Below are 19,644 nucleotides of genomic sequence, written 5' to 3'. Positions count from 1 at the left end.
CCCCTCGACGCGTTGTACAACGAGGTGACATGGCAGCAGATATTCCCCTGGGCGACCGCCTGGAAGACGACGACTACCCGGCGTACACCATGGGCCGGGCCGCCGAGATGCTCGGCACCACCCCGGGCTTCCTCCGAGCCATCGGCGAGGCCCGGCTGATCACTCCGCTGCGCTCGGAGGGCGGACATCGCCGGTACTCCCGCTACCAGCTGCGGATCGCCGCCCGCGCCCGCGAGCTGGTCGACAGGGGAACCCCGATCGAGGCCGCGTGCCGCATCGTCATCCTCGAGGACCAGCTCGAGGAGGCTCAGCGCATCAACGCCGAGTACCGCCGCGCCGCGAACGCGGCGGCCGACAGTTCCGGGACGGGTTCGGGCTGACCCTCTCCCTCTCCGACACCGGTGTACCTGCCCCGGTGTCACCAGCTCACGGCGTCGTCCATCGACTGCTGCCAGTAGGTGACCTTGAGCGAGTCGTCGACGTACACGCCCTTCGCGGGCAGTGACGGGTGGGCGCCCGCGCCGACGCTCCCGTTGCCGGAGCGGCCCTGGAAGTAGACGGTCAGGGACTTCGCGGTGTAGCCGTTCGCGCCGCTGCCGTCGGTGGCGGACAGGTTCACTGAGGCGTAGCCGGACTCGCCGGGCTTGAGCGTGACGACCGCCTGCGGCTGCGAGTCCTCGATGACCGGGGGCACGGCCTGGGCCTCACCGAAGCGGACGGCCGGGTAGCCGTACAGGTAGCAGCTCTTACTGCCGGTGTTGGTCACCGAGAGCAGCATGTGGTTCACGGGACGGGTCAGCGGAGCCGCGACCGTCTTCGTGGTGGAGCCCTCGCAGGTGACCGGCGTGCCGGAGGAGGCGGGCGCCTTCGGGGCGGAGGTGCGCGCGGTGGTTGTCGTGGAGCCGCCCGCGGACCCGGCACCGGAGGAGCCCGTGGCCGCCGACGGGGCCTTGCCCGCCGAGGACCCCGAGGGGGCCGGGGAGTTGGAGGCCGTGGTCGGAGAAGCGGCCGCGGACGAAGGGCTCGTGCTCGACCCGCTGCCCTCGTCCTGGGTGCCCGTCCCGTTGTTGCACGCGCTCAGCGAGAGCGTGGCGAGGACGGCGGTGGCGGCCGCGGCCACGAGACGGGTGCGGGAAGTACGGAGGCTGGACATCGTGTGGTGCCCCTTCGGTGTTCGGGTGGCGGTGGTGATTGGATGACCGAAGCTTGTGAGGTGATCCGTCCCGACCGCCATGTTCAACGGGCAGTTGGGGACACTGGAACGCTGAAACGGGCTCTGACCAGGGGGAATTCAGCGACCCTGGAATGCGTGACTGGGACGCGGGGGCCTGAGGGGAACGGGTGTCGGAGGAAACGGGGACCGAACGGACCGAGGAGTTCGCGCAGTTGCTGCGGGAGCTCAAGGACCGGTCGGGGCTGAGTTACGGGACGCTCGCCAAGCGTCTGCACATGAGTACGTCGACGCTGCACCGCTACTGCAACGGCACCGCGGTGCCGGTCGAGTACGCCCCGGTGGAGCGCCTCGCGAGGGTCTGCCGGGCCACACCGCAGGAGTTGGTGGAGCTGCACCGGCGCTGGATCCTGGCGGACGCGGCACGCGGGCGCAAGGCGGACCAGGGCGCGGCGCGGGGGCCTGCTCAGGAAGCCGGTGCGGACGGTACGCCGGTACCCGGACAGGGCGAGGACGGTGAGCCCGTCGTCATCGATACGGCCGCCGCGGCCATGCCGCCTCGTCGTCCCTCGTGGCTCCGTCGTCGCCGTACCGCGCTGATCGCCTCCGTCGCGGTGGTCGCCGCCCTGGGTGCCGTCGCGTATGCCCTGCGTCCGACGGCCGTACGCGCGGGGGACACCACGACGCCCACGGTCACCGGCACCCTGGACGTCGGCGAGGCCCCGAAGCCCTCCGCCACCCCGTCCCCGAGCGAAAGCGGACACAAGCCGTCCGCATCGGCCTCCGCCTCCCCCACCAGGACGGCCGCTTCGGGTGACGCCGGGTCCGGCAGCTCGAAGGGCGACGGCAAGCAGGGCGCGAACCGGCCCGCCACCGCCGTCCCCCTCGCCGTCGCCGTCCGCCCCTACGTCTACGAGGACCCGTGCAGCCAGCACTTCCTCGTCGACAGCGACCCCGAGCAGGTCGGCCCGCCGGCAACCGAGGAGAACGCGCAGCGCTGGTCCGCCGCCTACGGGGCGGTCGCCTCCGGCGAACAGCGGGTCGCGCTCACCGTCCAGGGCACCGGCGAGGACACCGTCGTCCTGAACTCCCTGCACGTCCGCGTCCTCACCAAGGGCGCGCCACTCGCCTGGAACGACTACTCGATGGGCGTCGGCTGCGGCGGCGGTGTCGGCACCAAGTCGTTCGACGTCGACCTGGACAACGGCAGTCCCACCGTCACCGTCAAGAACGGCCAGCGCGACTTCCCCTACAAGGTCAGCGAGTCCGACCCGGAGGTCTTCTACGTCACCGCCCACACCAAGGCGCATGACGTCCGGTGGGACCTAAGCCTGGACTGGTCGGACGGCGACCGCAGCGGCACCGTCCACATCGACAACACCGGCAGGCCGTTCCGCACCAGTGCCGATGCGGGCCGCCCGGGCTACGACTATCCGCTGGGCGGCAGCGAGTGGATCGAGCGGGTGGGCGGCTGATCCGGGCGCACGCGGCGGTTCACAACAGTTCGGGCTGCGGCTGCGGCTGTCGCGCCGGGGCGGTCGCCGGTTCCCAGCGGGCGACGGTGCGGACATAGCCGTAGATCACCGAGGCCATCGCCAGCAGGAGAAGGGGTCCGGCGAGCCAGGGGTACTCGGCCATGCGCACCGGCAGGAAGCGATACGACACCAGGAGGGCGACGAAGACCGTCGCGCCGAAGGCGGTCAGCCGAAGCCCGGACCGGTCCCAGCCGCGGTCGAACGAGCGCAGTCCTGCCTCGATGGTGAGGGTGAACACCACGCCGGCGACGAGGTCCACGCCGTAGTGGTAGCCGAAGCCCAGCGTGGCGCAGAGGGTGGCGATCAGCCAGAAGGTGCCCGCGGAGCGCAGCAGGCGGGGGCCCTTGCGGGAATGGAGGAAGATCGCGGTGGCCCATGCCGTGTGCAGGCTGGGCATGCAGTTGCGGGGGGTGACCTCGTCGAACGGTATGGAGTGCGGGGCGGATATCGGCGGCGCTGTCTGCGGCCACAGGTTCGCCACCGCCCAGTGCCCGTCGCTCGGTATCTGCGGCGACCACAGGGCGATCGACGCCCAGTGGTCGGTGCCGGTGCCGTAGGCGAAGACGGGGCCGACCACCGGGAAGATCATGTAGATGGCCGGTCCGAGCAGACCGATCAGCAGGAAGGTGCGCACCAGGTGGTGGCGCGGGAAGCTGCGTTCCGCCGCCACGTTGCGCAGTTGGTAGAGCGCGACGACCACCGCGGCCACCGCGAGCTGGCCGTAGATGGTGTCGAGGAAGTTGAAGCCGACCGCTCCGGTGGCCGTGACGACCCGGCCCATGAGCCACGACGGGTTGCCCAGGGCGTGGTCGGCCATCGCCAGATACGGGTCCAGCACCTCCGGCCGGCTCTTCGCGGTGATGAGGAGCCAGGTGTCACCGGTCTTGCGGCCGGCCACCAGCAGCAGGCCCAGCCCGACGCCCTTCAGCAGCAGGACGCGCTCCGGGCCGGTGCGGCGGACGACAGCGAAGACCGCGCAGCCCAGGAGCATCCACAGCGCGCCGTTGCCGAAGGGGTGGCCGTGGGTCACCTTGACGTCGAAGATCCACCGGACCACCGCGAAGGCGAGGTCGATGCCGACCGCGGCGCCCGTCACGATGAACCGTTGCCGCCAGGTGAGCACCACCATCATCAGCGCCAGGCCGGCGTACAGCATGGGGCCTGATTTGGGCGGGCCTGTCAGCTCTCGCGCCTGGGTGGTGAGAGGTCCCGGCAGACCGTAGTGACGCGCGGCGAGCTCCAGCGCGACGAAGAAGCCGAGGGCCACGACAGCCGCCACGGCCCAGAGTCTCGCCCGCGAATCGATCTGCGGTGGCATTTGTATCAATTTCGGCCAATTTCACTAGATGCTCGTCAGAAAACCGCCCGCCCGACTGAGGAAGAGGGAAGGATCGCGGTCCGGGTTCCTGTGTCCCCCCTGAGAAGCCCGGCTCACCGAAGATGCAGGGTATGGCATGACGCCAACAATCGAACACCGGGTGGCGGGGGTCAGATCGGTCGCCCTGCTCGCGCGCGATCTGCCGACCGGCCGCAGTACGCGGGGCGCCGGATCAGGTGCCCGGCCTCCGGCGGGTGGCGTTCGCGTCAGGAGATGGCCCTGAGTCCGCCGTGGGCCGGGCGGCGGAGGTCGTCGACGGCTTGGGCCGTCGCCTCGTCCGCGGGGAGAAGGACGACCAACTGCTGTGCGTCCGCCGAGAGTTCGAGCGTCTCGCGGACCAGCCGGAACTCGCGTCCGGAGGGATGGTGCAGCCGGAGATCCCCGCGCTGCGGAACGACGTGCCGGCTCAGGCGCCGGGTGAGGTCGGGGCCGGCGACGGGTGCGAGTTCCGCGGTGAACCATTCGTAGGTTTCCAGGGACGGGCCGAGCCACAGGTCGAAGGCCTGCTCGTCCGCGACGTCGTCCCAGTCGGGGAAGAACGACCGGGCGCGGGGGTCGGTGAAGACGTACCGCGTGAGGTTCGGGGTGTCGGAGTCGAGCAGTCCGGTCCCGCTCGTCACCGCCTCGAACGCACTGGTGTGGGCGAGGACGTCTCCCATCCGGTTGGTCACCAGCGCGATGCCGGGCTCCAGGAGGCGCAGCGTCCGCAGGACGGAGGGCCGTACCTGGCGCGAGGGCGGGGCGGGCCGGGTGTGAGCGACGCACTCACCGCCGCTGATCTTCGTGAGGTAGCGCAGGTGGTTGCGCTCGGCGGGGCCGAGGCTGAGCGCGTCGGCCAGAGCGTTGACCACCGCGATCGAGGGGTTGCGGTCGCGGCCCTGCTCGATCCTGGTCAGGTATTCGACACTGATTCCGGCCCGGGCGGCGAGGTCCACTCGCCGCAGCCCCGGTGACCGGCGGCGGCCGCGGTCGGGCAGGCCCAGATCCGCCGGCTGGGTGCTGTCCCGCTTGGCTCGGATGAAATCCCCCAGAGGTGTCCCCATGTCCCGAGCATAGGACCGCCCCCGCCGCCCGCCGAGAGCTCAGGGTGGCCCTGCGGGGGCCAGCCTGAACCCGGTCTGGCTGCGGCCTCGGTGAGCTCCGATCGTGGTGGGCATGGAAAACGACAAGCACAAGCTGGTGGTCATCGTCGGAAGCGTCCGGGAGGGACGGTTCGGGCCGGTCGTGGCCTCATGGGTGGCCGAACAGGCCGTGGCGCACGGCGGTTTCGAGGTGGAGGTCGTCGATCTGGCCGAGGTCGACGTTCCGTTGTCACTGCCCGCGGTGTCGCCGAAGTACGCCGGGGACGACTACCCGCGGCCGGCCGGGATGGAGTCGCTGACGTCGGCTCTGGAGGACGCCGACGCGTTCATCGTGGTCACGCCGGAGTACAACCACAGCTATCCCGCCTCCCTGAAGGCCGCGATCGACTGGCACTTCACCCAGTGGACGGCCAAGCCCGTCGCCTTCGTCAGCTACGGCGGCGCGGCGGGCGGCCGGCACGCCGTACTGCACCTGGAGAACGTCCTGACCGAACTGCACGCGGTGACCGTCCGCGACGGCCTCGCCTTCCCCAACTACTTCACCGCCTGGCAGGACGGCCACCCCCTCGACCCCGAGACCGCCGGATACGCCAAAACCCTGCTCGATCAGCTGTCCTGGTGGGCAGCCGCCCTGCACACAGCACGCGAGACCGCTCCCTACCCGGGTTGAGCAGGGCGGCGAGGGCATACCTCCAGCTCGTCACCCCCGGCACACCGACCGGCCGGAGGCCGCCGGGGGATGGCGGTCCGGGCGCGCCGCGCTCGCCACGCGGGGCCACTCCCACCCGGGCCTGAGCGGGCCGACGAGGGCGTACGTCCAGCTCGGCCTCCGGCCGGTCGCCGAGCGGCTGGAGGCCCGGGGCGGCGGTCATCCCGGCAGGCATCCCCCGCCTGTCGCTGCACGCCCCGCCCGCCACCGCAACCCTCCCGGTGCGCACCCTCCGGCGGCCACGCACCGGCGGTTACGGAGGACACGGAGGACACAGGGAGGCACCCGTCAGCACCCCGCGGAAGATGCGTTGCGGATCACCCCACGTCTCGGGGCCCCTTCCCGGGACCTTCAGCGGGACGCAAAAGTCTGCCGCGGCGGCGTCACATTTGCCTGCACGCCGCCGTCAGGGTTGTGACCATCTGGGGACCGCATCGGTGCCGAGCCCGCCGGAGCTCGCCCGCACGATGGGGCGTGCCGCCGACATCCTCGGCACCACCCCCGCCTTCCTCCGGGCCGTCGGTCAGGCCAGTTGCGCATCGCCGCCCGGGCCCGTGAACTCGTCGACCAGGGCACCCCCGTCGAGACGGCCGGACGAATAACTGTCGCGGCCGCAACAGAATCACGGGCGGGGCGCAGCCAAGTTTTCCACCCGTTCGCCATCAGAATTCGGGGCGACGTAGATCCGCCCACCTACCGTGTGTTACCGTGATAAAAGTTGCAGTTTTGGTTTCCGGAGAATTTCTTTGAAGTTCCCCGGCGTCTTTCCGGTCTTCCGGAGGGGAGTCCATCGCGGCGACTCGGGGTCCGTACAGTGCGGGTCCCGGCACTGCCCCCTAGGGAGATTCAATATGGCATCTGGCACCGTGAAGTGGTTCAACGCGGAAAAGGGCTTCGGCTTCATCGAGCAGGACGGCGGCGGCGCCGACGTGTTCGCGCACTACTCGAACATCGCCACCTCCGGCTTCCGCGAGCTTCAGGAAGGCCAGAAGGTTACCTTCGACGTCACGCAGGGCCAGAAGGGCCCGCAGGCCGAGAACATCGTTCCCGCCTGACGCTGACGCGTATCTTCACGGCTGGGGCCCGCACTCTTGGGGTGCGGGCCCTGTCCCATTGTCCCGAAGAATCTGTTTTCTTCGTTTCTCCCCGGCTCTTTCTTGCGAATTCTCGTGCGGTTTCGCCGCGCCCCGGAGGAATTCCTCGACACGTGCCGCACGCATCGAGGAAGGTTCCCCTCCCATGAACCGCACCCGTCGCACCGGGACCACCGGGAACAACACGTCCCGTTTCCGCACCTCCCGTGGAGCGAGCCACCAGCGCTCGCGCCCGGCCGCCGCCCCCGGCGGTGAGTTCACCCTCCCCACCACCCTCACCGAGGCACTGCCCGCGGTGGAGGCGTTCGCCGACCTCGATCTGCCCGAGCGCCTGCAGGCCGCGCTCCGCGCCGAGGGCGTGACCACGCCCTTCCCGATCCAGGCGGCGACCCTGCCGAACTCCCTGGCCGGCCGTGACGTCCTGGGCCGTGGCCGCACCGGTTCCGGCAAGACGCTCGCCTTCGGTCTGCCTTTGCTGGCCCGCCTGGACGGCCGGCGTGCCGAGCCCCGGCATCCCCTCGCCCTGGTCCTCGTACCGACCCGCGAACTGGCCCAGCAGGTCACCGACGCGCTCACCCCCTACGCGCGGGCGCTGCGCCTGCGCGCGGCCACCGTCGTCGGCGGCATGTCGATCGGCCGTCAGGCGTCCGCGCTGCGGGCCGGCGCCGAGGTCCTCGTGGCGACCCCCGGCCGGCTCAAGGACCTCATCGAGCGCGGCGACTGCAGCCTGAGCCAGGTGACGATGACCGTCCTGGACGAGGCCGACCAGATGACCGACATGGGCTTCATGCCCCAGGTCACCTACCTGCTCGACCAGGTCCGTCCCGACGGCCAGCGGATGCTGTTCTCGGCCACGCTCGACCGCAACATCGACCTGCTGGTGCGCCGCTATCTGCACGACCCGGTGGTCCACTCGGTCGACCCCTCCTCGGGCACCGTCACCACCATGGAGCACCATCTCCTGCACGTCCGCGACGACGACAAGCACGCCACCGCCACCGAGATCGCCGCCCGCGACGGCCGCGTGATCATGTTCCTGGACACCAAGCACGCGGCGGAGCGGCTGGCCAAGCACCTGCTGTCGGTGGGTGTGCGGGCCTCGGCGCTGCACGGCGGCAAGTCCCAGCCGCAGCGCACCCGGACCCTCGGCCAGTTCAAGGACGGCCAGGTGACGGTCCTGGTGGCCACGAACGTCGCGGCCCGCGGGATCCACGTCGACGACGTCGACCTCGTCGTCAACTTCGACCCGCCCGGCGACCACAAGGACTACCTGCACCGCGGCGGCCGCACGGCACGCGCCGGCGAGTCCGGCACCGTCGTCACGCTGGTCCTGCCGCACCAGCGGCGCGCGGTGGAACGTCTGATGTCCGACGCCGGCGTCTCCGCGCAGACCACCCGGGTCCGGCCGGGCGAGGCCGAGCTGAACCGCATCACCGGCGCCCGCACTCCCTCCGGCGTGCCCGTCACCCTCCCCGTCCCGGCCGCCGCCGAGCAGCCCAAGCGCTCCGGCGCCGCGGGGCGGAGCCGTAGCGGCCGGCCCGCGCGTGGCCGCCGCCGCTCCACCCCCACCAGCCGCTAGTCGTACGACCCACGGACGGGGTCCGGTGGCCGCGCCACCGGCGTCCCCGTCGAGAAGGAGACGAACAGGGCCGCACCCTGGCCGTTCTCACCCTCACGTCCCGACCGCTCCCCGTGGAGGCACCATGCGCATCGTCATCGCACGTTTTCCCTTCGACCTGACCATGAGCGAGGTCGAGAGGTCGATGGAGGCCGTCCAGCCCGAACCCGCCACCGGCACGTGTGTGACCATCGGCCGCCACGTCTACCCGGTCAAGCAGGTCGGCCAGGTGATCACCCGCCAGGACCGCCGTGACTTCACCGCCAACGAGGTGAGCAGGGCCCTGACCCGGCTCGGCTTCACCTGCCACGAGGTCCAGCCGCCCCGCCCGGAGGCCTTCAACGACCCGTCGGCGTCCCTCCCCTGGGCCGACACCCCGCTGGGCTGACCCGCCGAAGGCCTGGTCCCGCGCACTCCGGGTGCCGAGATAGCTCCGCTCCGTTTCCTCGCCCCGCCACCCCGTGCAAGACTGCGGCTCCGCACGGCAGAGCCGCCGTGTGCCTCCTGTCCTCGCGTACCTGCCGTCATCGCTTGAGCGGGGGGCTGCGCGGCGGGAGGCTGGGGGGATGAACAGCACACCCGGAGGCACCGTGGACGGACGCGTACCCGAGGACCTCGCGGTCGTCGTCGACGCGGGCGGAACGGTCACGGTGTGGAGCGATGGGGCGCGGCAGCTGGTCGGATACGAGGCCGAGGAGGTCGTAGGACGTCCTGCGGCCGGACTGCTCGCGGCCGACCTGCCCGAGTCCGCGCGGCGCCATGTGGCCGTGGGCCGGCGCTGGGCCACCGAGGTCGCGCTGCGGCACCGGGACGGCGGCCGTGTCGTCGTACGGCTGATGGGGACACCGCTCGCGGACGGCGACGGCGGGCGGCCGTGGCTGGTGACCCCCGCCGCCCCGGAGCATGTGGCCGGGCCCGTCGAACCGGACGCGGAGGCCCTGTGGGACCTCACGCTCGCGCAGCTGCCCGTGCCGGTGGCGGTCTACGACCGTGAGGCCCGGCTGGTGTCGGCCAATGAGGTCATGACCCAGGTGATGGGCCGCAGCGTGGCCGAGATGCGCGGCCTGACCCTGTGGGAGATGGAGCCGAACCCGCCCTTCGACGAGTACGACCGCCTCCAGCGGCAGGTCCTGCGCACCGGCGAACCGGTCTTCCACGAGAACTTCGGACAGTCGCCAGGCGAGGTCCGCAACCACGCCTGGTCGATGTTCCTCTCGCCGCTGAAGGACGAGAGCGGGGCGGTGCGGGGGGTGTCCGCGGCCGTCTTCGACACCACGGAGCAGTACTGGGCCCGCCGTCGCCTCGCCATCCTCAACGACGCCAGCCTCCGCATCGGCAGCACCCTGGACGTGACCCGGACCGCCGACGAGCTGGCCGAGGTGGCGGTGACGGGCTTCGCGGACTTCGTCACCGTGGACCTGCTGGAGTCGGTGGCGCTCGGCGAGGAACCGGAACCGGTCCCGCCGAACCAGCCGGTCACCCTGCGCCGTACGGCCCAGCGGTCGATCCTCGCGGGCTGCCCCGAGTCGGTGGTCCCGACCGGCGGGACGACGTTCTACCCGGTGGACACGCCCCCGATGCGGGCCCTGGTCGCCGGCCGCGGCACCCTGACGGCACCCGGGGACCCCGGGATGCAGAGGTGGATCGAGTCCTCCCGGGGCCGTGCCGAGGCCGTGACCAGGCACATGATCCACTCGGTGATGATGGTGCCGCTGCGCGCCCGTGGGGTCACCCTGGGCCTGGTGCACTTCCTGCGGCACCGTACGGCGGAGTCCTTCAGCGAGGACGACCTGCTGCTCGCGGAGGAGATCGTCGCGAGGGCCGCGGTGAGCGTGGACAACGCCCGCCGCTACACCCACGAACGCCGCACCGCGCTCACCCTCCAACGCAGCCTCCTCCCGGACCGTCCGCCGGACCTGGCGGCCATGCAGGTGGCGTACCGCTATCTCCCGGCGGGTTCCGGCGCGGACGTCGGCGGGGACTGGTTCGACGTCATCCCGCTGTCCGGCGCCCGGGTCGCCCTGGTCGTGGGCGACGTGGTGGGCCACGGCATCCACGCCTCGGCCACGATGGGCCGCCTGCGGACGGCCGTACGGACACTCGCGGACGTGGACCTCGCCCCCGACGAACTCCTCACCCAGCTCGACGACCTGGTCGTCAGGCTCGACCGGGAGGAAGGGCCGCAGACCGGCGGACGGGCGGAGGCCCCGACGCCGGGCGAGGTGGGGGCCACCTGCCTGTACGCGGTCTACGACCCGGTTTCCCGCCGCTGCACGATGGCCCGCGCGGGCCATCCGCCACCGGCCGTGGTCACCCCCGACGGCGAGGTCCGCTTCCTGAACCTCCCGACCGGCCCCCCGCTCGGCCTGGGCGGTCTGCCGTTCGAGTCCGTCGAGGTGGAACTGGCCGAGGGCAGCCTGCTGGCCCTCTACACCGACGGCCTGGTCGAGGCGGCCGACCGCGACATCGAGGTCGGCCTGAACCTGTTGCGCGGGGCGCTCGCCGACAAGGCGGGCCCCCTGGAGGAGACCTGCGACCGGGTCCTGCGGACGGTCCTGCCGGCCCGCCCCGCCGACGACATCGTCCTGATGCTGGCCCGCACGTCGGCCCTGGACACCGCGAAGGTCCGCACCTGGGAGCTCCCGCGCGACCCGGCTGCGGTGGCGCGGGCACGGAAGTCGGCGAGCGAGCAGGTGACGGCGTGGGGGCTGGGCGATGCGGCCTTCGCGACGGAACTGATCGTCAGTGAGCTGGTCACCAACGCCGTCCGCTACGGCGACGACCCGGTCGTCCTACGGCTGATCCGGGACGCGGCGCTGATCTGCGAAGTGTCCGACGGCAGCAGTACGGCTCCGCATCTGCGGCGGGCGAGGGTCTTCGACGAGGGTGGGCGGGGGCTGCTGCTGGTCGCGCAGATGGCGGAGCGGTGGGGGAGCCGGCAGACGGCCACGGGGAAGACGATCTGGGCGGAGCTGGGGTTACCGGGCGATTAGGTTGCCCTGGTTGCCCGGTGTGTACGGGACGGCAAACGGAACGGTGAATTCACCCGCCTGTGCGACGATGCGCCCGTGAACGCACCCTCCAGCCCTTCCCCAGGCGGACCGCCCACGGTGTCCGCCCCCAAGTCCCCTGGTTTCGCGGCCGAGTTCAAGGACGCCGTGACGTTCAGGGCCTTCGGCCTGGTTCTCGGCGGCCTGTTGGTCCAACTGGCCTTCGTCGTCTCGTACGTAGGCGCCTTCCACTCCCCCACCCCTCAGCGGATCCCCGTGGCCGTGGTGGCTCCTCAGCAGGCGTCCGCGAAGATCGTCGCCCAGTTGAACGCCCTGGACGGCGACCCGGTGAAGGCGACGGCGGCTTCCAGTACGGCGGTTGCCCGCGAGTGGGTCCTGACCCGCCGTACGGACGCGGCGTTCCTCTTCGACGCGGCGGGCACCCATGACACCCTGCTCGTCGCCTCGGCGGGCGGCCCGTCGGTCTCCCAGACGGCGACCCAGATCGCCCAGAAGATCGAGGCGTCGGAGAAGCGCCGGATCACGGTGACGGACATCCGCTCCCCCAACTCCGGCGACGGCCGCGGCATGACGTCCTTCTACCTGGTCCTGGGCTGGGTGATCGGCGGCTACCTCACCGCGACGATCATGGGCATGGCGTCCGGCTCCCGCCCGGCGAACCGCCCCCGCACTCTGATCCGCCTCGCGGTCCTGATCCCGTACGCGGTGGTGTCGGGCGTGGCCGGAGCGGTGATCGTGGGCCCGGTGTTCGACGCGCTCGGCGGCCACTTCTGGGCACTGAGCGCGATCGGAGCCCTCACGGTCATGGCCTCGGCGGCGACGGCACTGGGGTTGCAGACCCTGCTGGGCCTGCTCGGCACGGGACTGGTCGTCCTGCTGTTCGTGGTCCTCGGCAACCCGAGCTCGGGCGGCGTCTACCCGGCCCCCCTGCTCCCCGACTTCTGGAGCGCGATCGGCCAGGCACTGCCGCCGGGCGCGGGGACGACGCTGGTCCGCAACACGGTGTACTTCTCCGGGCATGCGACGAGTTCGGCGCTGTGGGTGCTGGGGGCGTACGCGGTGGGAGGAGCGGTGTTGGCGTGGGGGGCGTCCTGGTGGCGGGAAGGCCGGGGGGCCGACTCGGGGACGGGGGCGTCGGTGGCTGTCTGAGTGGAGCCCTGTTCCACGTCGGCGGGTACGCGTGTCGCCTGGTGGTAGTACATCCGCCACCCCGCGGCCCCGTCTCCCTTGCGCCAGATCGAACTGTGCCTGGTCCTGCGCTCGCCGAGGATGGTCTCGAACGTCAGATGGACCAGCCCCGGGGCCAGCAGCACGCCCGACATGTCCGAGGGCTCGTAGCGGGGACCGCTCGGTGAACTGCCCGGATTGTCGGGTAGTTCGGCGAGCATGGTCTCGTACGTCGACCGGCGCCCGGACCCGCCCACCTCTACGAACTGCGGGTCGAGAAGCTGTCCGGCGAGTTCACGCGAGCCGCGGACATGCGGATCCATGAGCTGCAACTCACCCGCGATCGCCTGGTCCACGTCGTCTCTCGCACTGTCCATGGACGTATCTCACCGGGCTCACCAGGACTACCGCAATCGAGTATCGCTGCGCCCGCCTCGTGATCATGTCACCGGCCTGTGACAACGCTGTCCTCAAACGGTGGCTCCGGGATCCCTTCGGCTCGCGGTCCCCTCATAGTGATCGAGCAGCACCGAGAAGCCGCAACCGCTTCGGCTTCAACCAACCGATTTCCAGGGGGATTTCATGTCCGGCAACCGTCGCAAGGCCTTCCTCGTGTCCGCCGCTGTCATAGGTGGAGCCATGATGATGACGGCGTGCCAGAACGCGGATGCGGGCGCCGCGCAGGGCTCTTCGTCCAGCAGCCCGGTCGCCAATGCGGCCACCCCGTCCGGCTCGTCGACCGGGGGCGGCGGCCAGAGCTCCGACGCGACGAACAACGACACGAGCACCGGCACCGGCACCGGCACCGGCAAGGGCTCCGAGGACGGAGCCGGCTCCGGCGTCGACACCGGGGGCGGCAAGCGCGAGCCCGTCGAGCAGGGCTGTGGGGCCAACGACATCTCCTGGAGCACCAGGTCCGAGAGCCAGGCCGGCGGTTACATCCTGGTCGTCGCGAAGGCGAAGGCGGGGATCACCTGTTACCTGCCCGCCGCGCTGCCGACCGTGGCGTTCGGATCCGACGGGACCCAGGCGGGTCCCGCGGAGCAGTCCGTCGGCGAGCAGATCAAGCTGAGCGGGAGCACCGCCGCCTACGCCGGGGTGAATCCGAAGACCACCGGCACCGACGGCGGCAAGGAGTTGGACAGCATCATCGTCGGCATCGGTGACGACGACTTCGACCCGGTGTCCCTGCCGGTCGGCACCATCACCGTCGACGAGCCGGTCGTCACCAACTGGCACACCGACCCCGCGGACGCCGTCCCCTTCAGCTGAAGCAACTCGAACACCTCACAAGGACCGGCTACACCTCGGCCGTGGCGAACAGTTCGAGGTGTCCGCACCTGGGGCAGCGGAACGCCACTATCTGCCGCCGGGGGCGCCCCATCCGCTTGGCGCCCCCGAAGATGCCCCGCTCCAACGCACCCTCGATCCAACGCGCGTATCCGCGCGAGTGCCCGCCGGTGTCCTCGATGAAACCGTCCACCAGACCGACGGTGCCACAGTGGGTGCATGGGTAGTAGTCAGAGTTGTTCATCCCGCGAGTTTGAAGTGCTCTCCCTCGTGAACGGGGGAGATTCCTGCCTACCTTGCGGTGGCGGGCTTGACGCCACGGGGACGCCTGACGACTGCCCTCCCGGCAGCCGGGATGAGCGCGTGGCCCATCCAGTACTGGTGCAGGACGTTGCGGGCTGCGTTCCAGTCGGCGTTGCCGGACCATCCGCAGTCGGAGTTCTTACATACGAACGTGGCCTGGTCCTCCCGACTGCCCGGCGTGGTGCAACCACAGGATGAGCAGCGTAGGGAGGTGCCGGGGGCGGGAACCTGGTGCAAGGCGCCGCCACAGCGGGCGGTCTTGTATGTCAGCATCGTCACGGTGCGGCCCCATGCCTCCTGGCTGATGGAGCGGTTCAGGCCGGACTTCTGGGCGACGTTCTTCCCGGGTTCCTCGATGGTGCCCTGGGCGGACTTGACCATGTCCTTGATGTTGAGCTGTTCGACCACGACGGTGCCGTAATGCCTGGCGATGGCGGTGGTGGTCTTGTGCTGCCAGTCAACGGCGCGGCGCGTGGCTCTTGCGCGGAGCTGCTTGATCTGGTCGTAGGTGTGCTGCAAGCGGCGAGATGTCTTCTCCCCACGCCCTCGGTGCTGCTTACGCTGGGCGGCGCGCCGTTCCAGGTGCAGCAACTTGGCCTTCTCGTCCGGGTTCAGCCACTTGTCCCGGTCGGCCTTCCCGCCGGGGAGGCGAGGCGGTCGGCCGTGGTCGCGGTGGTTGCCGTCCGAGAGAGCCAGAGGCAGGTTCACCCCGGCGTCGATGCCGACTTCCGGTCCCTGGTGGAGCTCGGGCTTGGGCTCCAGGGTCTGGACGCGGAAGGCGATGTGCCAGCCGAGCGCATCCTTGACCAGCCGGGCACCGGTAATACGGTTTTCGGTGTTCGCCCGCTTGCCGACCGGCAGGTCTTTGGTCCAGCGGAAGCGGACGCGGCCGATCCTGGGGATGTTGACCATGCCCCAACGGCGATGCACACGGGTGATGTTCAGATCCCGGCCCTGCGGGATGTCCACCGACATCACCGTGCGGAAGCGGGCCTTGAAGTTCGGTTCGCCGGCACGGCCGTCCCAGCAGTTCTTCCACGCCTGAAAGTACGTCTTCAGCACCGCCTGCGCGGCCTGGGCGGGCAGCGCACCGAACCAGTCGATCTCCTTGCGGGCCTGGCGGATCGCGTCATCGGCCGCAGCCAGGGAACGCTTCTCCTTCGCCAGCATCGTCCACCAGTCGTGCAAGCAGTTCCACAGGGTGCGAGCCGCGTGCGCCTGGTCGTCGATGAGCCGGGTCTGCGCGGGCGTCAGCGCCAGTCGGGCGCGATGCCCGAACCGCCGCTTTTCCTGCACACGTTCCGTACTCACGCCGTCACTCTATCATTTGGTTCATGTCACCACGCTGGAACCCAAATCCCGATGTACGCACCGGTCGTCATGTCGTCTACAACCTTCACGTCCACTTGGTGTTCGTAACCAAGTACCGGCGCAAGGCGTTCACGGACGAGATGCTGACCAGGTGCGAGGAGATCATGCGCGAGGTCTGCCAGGACTTCGAGGCCGAACTGAAGCAGTTCGACGGCGAAGAAGACCACGTGCACCTGCTGGTGCACTACCCGCCCAAGGTCCAGCTCTCCAGGCTGGTCAACTCCCTCAAGGGCGTCTCCTCCCGGTACCTGCGCAAGGAGTACGACGCGCATGTCCGCCGATACCTGTGGGGCGGACACTTCTGGTCCGGCTCGTATTTCGCCGGAAGCTGCGGCGGGGCACCACTGACTGTCGTACGCCGGTACATCGAGAACCAGCAGCACCCCGCGTGACCTGACTGAGGCGTCAGAGCTGTGTCGAGATGGGCCTCACCCCACCCGTGAACGGGGGAGCACTGCGCAAGATCAAAGGTAGAAACGGTGCCCTACGTCACCGCCGGCGCCGGCGCCGGCGTCGGTGCCCGCCCCACCCGCGCCCTCCGCAGGAACGGCTTCTCGATGGCGTAGTACGACAGCAGTGCCATCAGCAGCGTCAGCACCACGGTCGCCGCCAGCCGTCCCTCCTCCACGCCGAGGGAGGCGAGGAGCCGTACGACCGGGTAGTGCCAGAGATAGATGCCGTAGCTCAGGTTGCGGCCCACCCAGGCCAGCGGGGTCAGGGCCAGCAGGCGGGACATGGGGGCCTCGGGGCGTAGTTCGAGCGCCGTGACCAGCGTGGCGGACAGGGCCGCCACCGCGAGGAAGCCGACCGTGTACCACACGGCCGTCCAGACACCGAGGTCCTCCGTGACCGGTACCTGCCAGGCGACCAGTCCCAGCAGGGCGAGGGCCGGCCACGCGAGGCGGCCGGACCAGGTGCGCAGCAGGGTCAGACGGGGGTCGTCGGACCGCAGACGTGCCAGGGCCACGGCGACCAGAGCGCCGGCCAGCAGCTGGTCGGCGCGGGTGTCGGTGCCGTTGTAGATGCGGTGGGCCGCATCCGGGTTCCACAGGACGCAGCGCCACAGCAGCGGCAGCATGCACAGGGCCGCCGTGCACAGGAGGACCGTACGGGCCCGAAACCGTCGTAGGACAAAGAGCAGAACGAGCGGCCACAGCAGGTAGAACTGCTCCTCCACGCCCAGCGACCAGGTGTGCGCGAGCGGGCTGGTGAGGTCGGAGTAGGGGCCGGACTCCATGGCCCGTACGACGTTGGTGAGGAAGACGGCCGACAGGCCCGCGGCCGGGAGCGAGCCCCTGAAGCCCCACAGGGACGTCGTCGACGCCAGCAGCACGGAGACCGCGCACACGGCCAGCAGTGCGGGCACGAGTCGCAGCCAGCGGCGCCGGTAGAACGACATGAGGGAGATGCCACCGCGGCGGACGTACTCGGCGAGCAGCAGGCGGGTGATGACGAAGCCGCTGATGGTGAAGAAGACGTCCACGGCGACCGCGCCGCCCGGCAGCACATCGGGCTCCACGTGGTGGACGACGACCAGCGCCACCGCGAGGGTGCGCAGTCCGTCCAGCCCGCTCACCCGGCCGGTGCGGGACACCGCGGACGGAAAACCCCGGCTCGCACGGGGTGCGACCGGGGCTGGGGGTCTGCGGACGCCGACCGCCGTATCCGCTCCTTCCTGCTCCTTTTCCGCCACGGCCGTCGAGTCCGGTGCCTTCGCCATGAAAGAGATCTCTTCTCACCTGCCCGCTGAATCGAGTAATCCCGGTGCGCCTAACCGGAAATCACGCTCGCATGCCTCTCTGGGCGTGGGCTGTGAGGACTAATGACGTGTTCATGACAATAAAGGCTTGACGACCAACGGGGCCCGGGCCCCTGGCCGGCGCGTACGGCGCGAGCCAGGGAGACGGCCCGACCCGCAAGCGCGTCCGAAGAACGAGCTAGGCCGCCTCGGGTCGCGGAAAGTCCTCGTCCTCGTCCTCCCCGAAGTCCGGGGCCTGGAACGGGTTCGTGGTGGGAGGCGGCAGAGCCACGGGGGTGCGCTGGGGCTGCCCTTCCGGAGCGGAGAACAGCGAGGTCAGATCGATGAGAGAGGGTCCTTTCTCCTACAGCTTGGTCATCTTGGAGTACGGACTCAGGATCCGCATCTGCGACGAGCCGAAATCCACGAGCACGGCGATTCCGTCCTCGACGCCGATCACTCGGCCGAGGCCGTACATGTCGTGGGTGACCTGGTCACCGACGGCGAAGTGCTTCGGCGCGGGGGCGACCGGGGCTTTGAAGGGACTGGTGGGCAAATGACGCTTCGGTGCAGCAGGCTTTGTCATCCTCCTCAGTATGCGCCTACGGCGGCCCCGCCCGCTCCGTCTGTCCAGGTCCCGATTCGAACACGGACGGGCTACGGACCCGTGGAGCGCGTCGCGACCTCCGCTCCAGCCGATCAAGAAGTCGGTAAGAACCCGTCCCCGCCTACAACTTCCGCTCCGGCCGCGTCGTCCAACTCGCGCCCGGTGCCGGATCACCGCACCGGGGTCCTTTTGTCCCATGTGGGGTATGTCATGAGTTTTGTCCGTACCGGGGTCGTGGGGGCGCTGGTCGTCGCCGGGCTCGGGAGTGGGGTCGCGTTCGCCGATGACGCGGCGCAGAGCGACGGGCTGGAGATCCAGGCGCCGTACGAGCAAACGGCCGTCGTCGCGCCTGGTGACGGCGGTGCGGCGCAGTACCGGTCGATGGCGCTCGGGCTTCAGCACTACAACAGCGACTTCACCGTGACCGACGGGCGGCTGACCGTCGACGCCTCCGGGCTCGCCGGGGTCGCCGAGATCGCCTGGCCCGCCAACTGCGTACCGGACGACGCCGGTACAGTCGCCGTGTGCGACACCGGTGACGTGCCGGTCCGCTACAGCCCGCAGGTGCAGCTGAAGGTGCGGGCCGTGGCCGGCGCCGCCGTGGGCGCGCAGGGCGCGATCGAGTACTCCGCCACCGCCACCGGCGGTCCCGACGGCACTCTGACCGCCCCGGAGTACTCCGCTGAGACGTTCGTCACTGTTGGCTCCGGCCCCGACCTCGGCGTCAGCGCCCCGCAGGACGTCACCGGCGTCGCGCCCGGCACCGACCTCTCCGTGCCGTTCTCCGTCACCAACACCGGCAACGAGACCGCCCACGGCTTCAGTGTGAAGCTGTGGGCGACCTACGGCCTCGACGTCACCACCCGCTACCCGCAGTGCACCTACACGGGCCCGGACGACGCCGACACCCAGTACCCGGCCATGACGTACGTGACCTGCTCCTTCGACACCGATGTCGTGCCCGGCGCCACCGTGGAGCTGCCCGAGCCGCTGCGGCTCGCCGTCACCGGCCACGCGCTGTACGAACGGTTCGACTACGAGGTCGAGCCCGGCGGTGACGTCACCGACCTCGACACCTCGGACAACGGCCGCGCCTGGCACATCGACGCCGACAACACCGCCGACTTCGCCGTGCACGGCACCGAGGTGAGCGGTGCGCAGGGCGACACCGTCGCCGCCGGTTTCCGCTTCGTCAACCACGGCCCCGCCTGGGTCGCCGACGTCGCCTCGGGAGACCCTGTCCCCGCGATCGACTACTACCTTCCGCCGGGCACCACCGCCACCTCGGTGCCCAGCACCTGCCACAGTGCCTCGCCGTCCGCCGACGCCCCGGCGATCCCCCACTACGTCTGCACCCTGCCGACCTGGACCAAGCCCGACCTGAAGGTCGCCTTCCCGTTCCGGCTGCGCGTCGACCAGGTCGTCCCCGACGCCGAGGGCCGGGTCGTCGTCCGTCCCTACGACGGCAGTGCGGCCTTCGCCTTCGACCCGAAGACCAGGAACAACTCGGCGAAGGTGGTCGTCAACCCGTCCGCCTGACGGCGGTGAGGGGGGCGGGCCCGCGGCCGGC

General features: G+C 70.5%; 18 protein-coding genes and 2 pseudogenes. 12 read left to right on the top strand and 8 right to left on the bottom strand.

Annotated elements, in window-relative coordinates:
- Positions 1–29: 29 nt before the first annotated feature.
- Positions 30–380 (top strand): MerR family transcriptional regulator, encoded by a 351-nt coding sequence (locus AQJ46_RS28885; protein WP_059208338.1) that lies wholly within the window; start codon positions 30–32, stop codon positions 378–380.
- 38 nt (positions 381–418) lie between these two features.
- Here the strand turns inward: AQJ46_RS28885 and AQJ46_RS28880 are convergent, their stop codons facing one another.
- Positions 419–1,153, bottom strand: coding sequence for a DUF4232 domain-containing protein (locus AQJ46_RS28880; protein WP_059208337.1), 735 nt, complete (start codon positions 1,151–1,153; stop codon positions 419–421).
- 188 nt (positions 1,154–1,341) lie between these two features.
- Here AQJ46_RS28880 and AQJ46_RS28875 point away from each other — a divergent pair, with 188 nt between their 5' ends.
- A complete protein-coding gene (locus AQJ46_RS28875; RefSeq protein WP_059208336.1) occupies positions 1,342–2,646 on the top strand; it encodes a helix-turn-helix domain-containing protein in 1,305 nt (434 codons plus the stop codon).
- A 19-nt stretch (positions 2,647–2,665) separates the two neighbouring features.
- Here the strand turns inward: AQJ46_RS28875 and AQJ46_RS28870 are convergent, their stop codons facing one another.
- The gene (locus AQJ46_RS28870) at positions 2,666–3,985 is read right to left on the bottom strand and encodes a phosphatase PAP2 family protein (protein ID WP_059208379.1); all 1,320 of its coding nucleotides are present in this window, start codon (positions 3,983–3,985) and stop codon (positions 2,666–2,668) included.
- Between the two features lie 305 nt (positions 3,986–4,290).
- Positions 4,291–5,127: a helix-turn-helix domain-containing protein gene (locus AQJ46_RS28865; RefSeq protein WP_059208335.1), complete on the bottom strand. Its 837-nt coding sequence runs from the start codon at positions 5,125–5,127 to the stop codon at positions 4,291–4,293.
- Between the two features lie 112 nt (positions 5,128–5,239).
- Between AQJ46_RS28865 and AQJ46_RS28860 the strand changes: the two genes are divergently transcribed.
- The 7 genes and pseudogenes from AQJ46_RS28860 to AQJ46_RS54400 all read left to right on the top strand — a co-directional run bounded on the left by AQJ46_RS28860 (position 5,240) and on the right by AQJ46_RS54400 (position 12,747).
- Positions 5,240–5,836 (top strand): NADPH-dependent FMN reductase, encoded by a 597-nt coding sequence (locus AQJ46_RS28860; protein ID WP_057608905.1) that lies wholly within the window; start codon positions 5,240–5,242, stop codon positions 5,834–5,836.
- A gap of 506 nt (positions 5,837–6,342) precedes the next feature.
- A pseudogene (locus tag AQJ46_RS59105) lies at positions 6,343–6,587 on the top strand (hypothetical protein).
- Positions 6,588–6,726: 139 nt separating this feature from the next.
- Entirely contained in the window at positions 6,727–6,930 is a 204-nt protein-coding gene (locus AQJ46_RS28855; protein ID WP_007383480.1) for a cold-shock protein, read from the top strand.
- Between the two features lie 184 nt (positions 6,931–7,114).
- On the top strand, positions 7,115–8,548 hold the full coding sequence (locus AQJ46_RS28850) for a DEAD/DEAH box helicase (RefSeq protein WP_059208334.1): 1,434 nt from the start codon (positions 7,115–7,117) through the stop codon (positions 8,546–8,548).
- Positions 8,549–8,672: 124 nt separating this feature from the next.
- Positions 8,673–8,975 carry an SCO5918 family protein gene (locus tag AQJ46_RS28845; protein WP_057608907.1) on the top strand — a complete coding sequence of 101 codons (303 nt, stop codon included), beginning with the start codon at positions 8,673–8,675 and terminating at the stop codon, positions 8,973–8,975.
- Between the two features lie 178 nt (positions 8,976–9,153).
- Entirely contained in the window at positions 9,154–11,580 is a 2,427-nt protein-coding gene (locus AQJ46_RS28840) for a SpoIIE family protein phosphatase (protein ID WP_059208333.1), read from the top strand.
- Positions 11,581–11,655: 75 nt separating this feature from the next.
- Positions 11,656–12,747 carry a DUF3533 domain-containing protein gene (locus tag AQJ46_RS54400; protein ID WP_059208332.1) on the top strand — a complete coding sequence of 364 codons (1,092 nt, stop codon included), beginning with the start codon at positions 11,656–11,658 and terminating at the stop codon, positions 12,745–12,747.
- A 62-nt stretch (positions 12,748–12,809) separates the two neighbouring features.
- Here the strand turns inward: AQJ46_RS54400 and AQJ46_RS54395 are convergent.
- Positions 12,810–13,088, bottom strand: a pseudogene (locus AQJ46_RS54395) (DUF4440 domain-containing protein); the annotation flags it as partial.
- Positions 13,089–13,347: 259 nt separating this feature from the next.
- On the opposite strand from AQJ46_RS54395, the gene AQJ46_RS28830 reads away from it, so the two are divergent.
- Positions 13,348–14,037: a DUF4232 domain-containing protein gene (locus tag AQJ46_RS28830; protein ID WP_059208331.1), complete on the top strand. Its 690-nt coding sequence runs from the start codon at positions 13,348–13,350 to the stop codon at positions 14,035–14,037.
- A 28-nt stretch (positions 14,038–14,065) separates the two neighbouring features.
- Here AQJ46_RS28830 and AQJ46_RS28825 read toward each other — a convergent pair whose 3' ends face one another.
- A complete protein-coding gene (locus AQJ46_RS28825; RefSeq protein WP_059208330.1) occupies positions 14,066–14,299 on the bottom strand; it encodes a hypothetical protein in 234 nt (77 codons plus the stop codon).
- A 47-nt stretch (positions 14,300–14,346) separates the two neighbouring features.
- Complete coding sequence (locus AQJ46_RS28820) at positions 14,347–15,588, bottom strand: RNA-guided endonuclease InsQ/TnpB family protein (RefSeq protein WP_107117348.1); 1,242 nt, start codon at positions 15,586–15,588, stop codon at positions 14,347–14,349.
- Between the two features lie 104 nt (positions 15,589–15,692).
- Here AQJ46_RS28820 and tnpA point away from each other — a divergent pair, with 104 nt between their 5' ends.
- The gene (gene tnpA, locus AQJ46_RS28815; protein WP_079072456.1) at positions 15,693–16,121 is read left to right on the top strand and encodes an IS200/IS605 family transposase; all 429 of its coding nucleotides are present in this window, start codon (positions 15,693–15,695) and stop codon (positions 16,119–16,121) included.
- Positions 16,122–16,213: 92 nt separating this feature from the next.
- Here tnpA and AQJ46_RS28810 read toward each other — a convergent pair whose 3' ends face one another.
- Complete coding sequence (locus AQJ46_RS28810; RefSeq protein ID WP_059208327.1) at positions 16,214–17,449, bottom strand: acyltransferase family protein; 1,236 nt, start codon at positions 17,447–17,449, stop codon at positions 16,214–16,216.
- 382 nt (positions 17,450–17,831) lie between these two features.
- Entirely contained in the window at positions 17,832–18,053 is a 222-nt protein-coding gene (locus tag AQJ46_RS28805) for a hypothetical protein (RefSeq protein ID WP_037706913.1), read from the bottom strand.
- Between the two features lie 231 nt (positions 18,054–18,284).
- Here AQJ46_RS28805 and AQJ46_RS28800 point away from each other — a divergent pair, with 231 nt between their 5' ends.
- The gene (locus tag AQJ46_RS28800; protein WP_059208326.1) at positions 18,285–19,613 is read left to right on the top strand and encodes a COG1361 family protein; all 1,329 of its coding nucleotides are present in this window, start codon (positions 18,285–18,287) and stop codon (positions 19,611–19,613) included.
- Positions 19,614–19,644: the final 31 nt, after the last annotated feature.

The sequence above is a fragment of the Streptomyces canus genome (genome assembly GCF_001514145.1).
Classification (GTDB): domain Bacteria; phylum Actinomycetota; class Actinomycetes; order Streptomycetales; family Streptomycetaceae; genus Streptomyces; species Streptomyces canus.
Note: the sequence above shows the minus strand (reverse complement) of the source record. Positions and strands in the feature narration are given on the sequence as shown.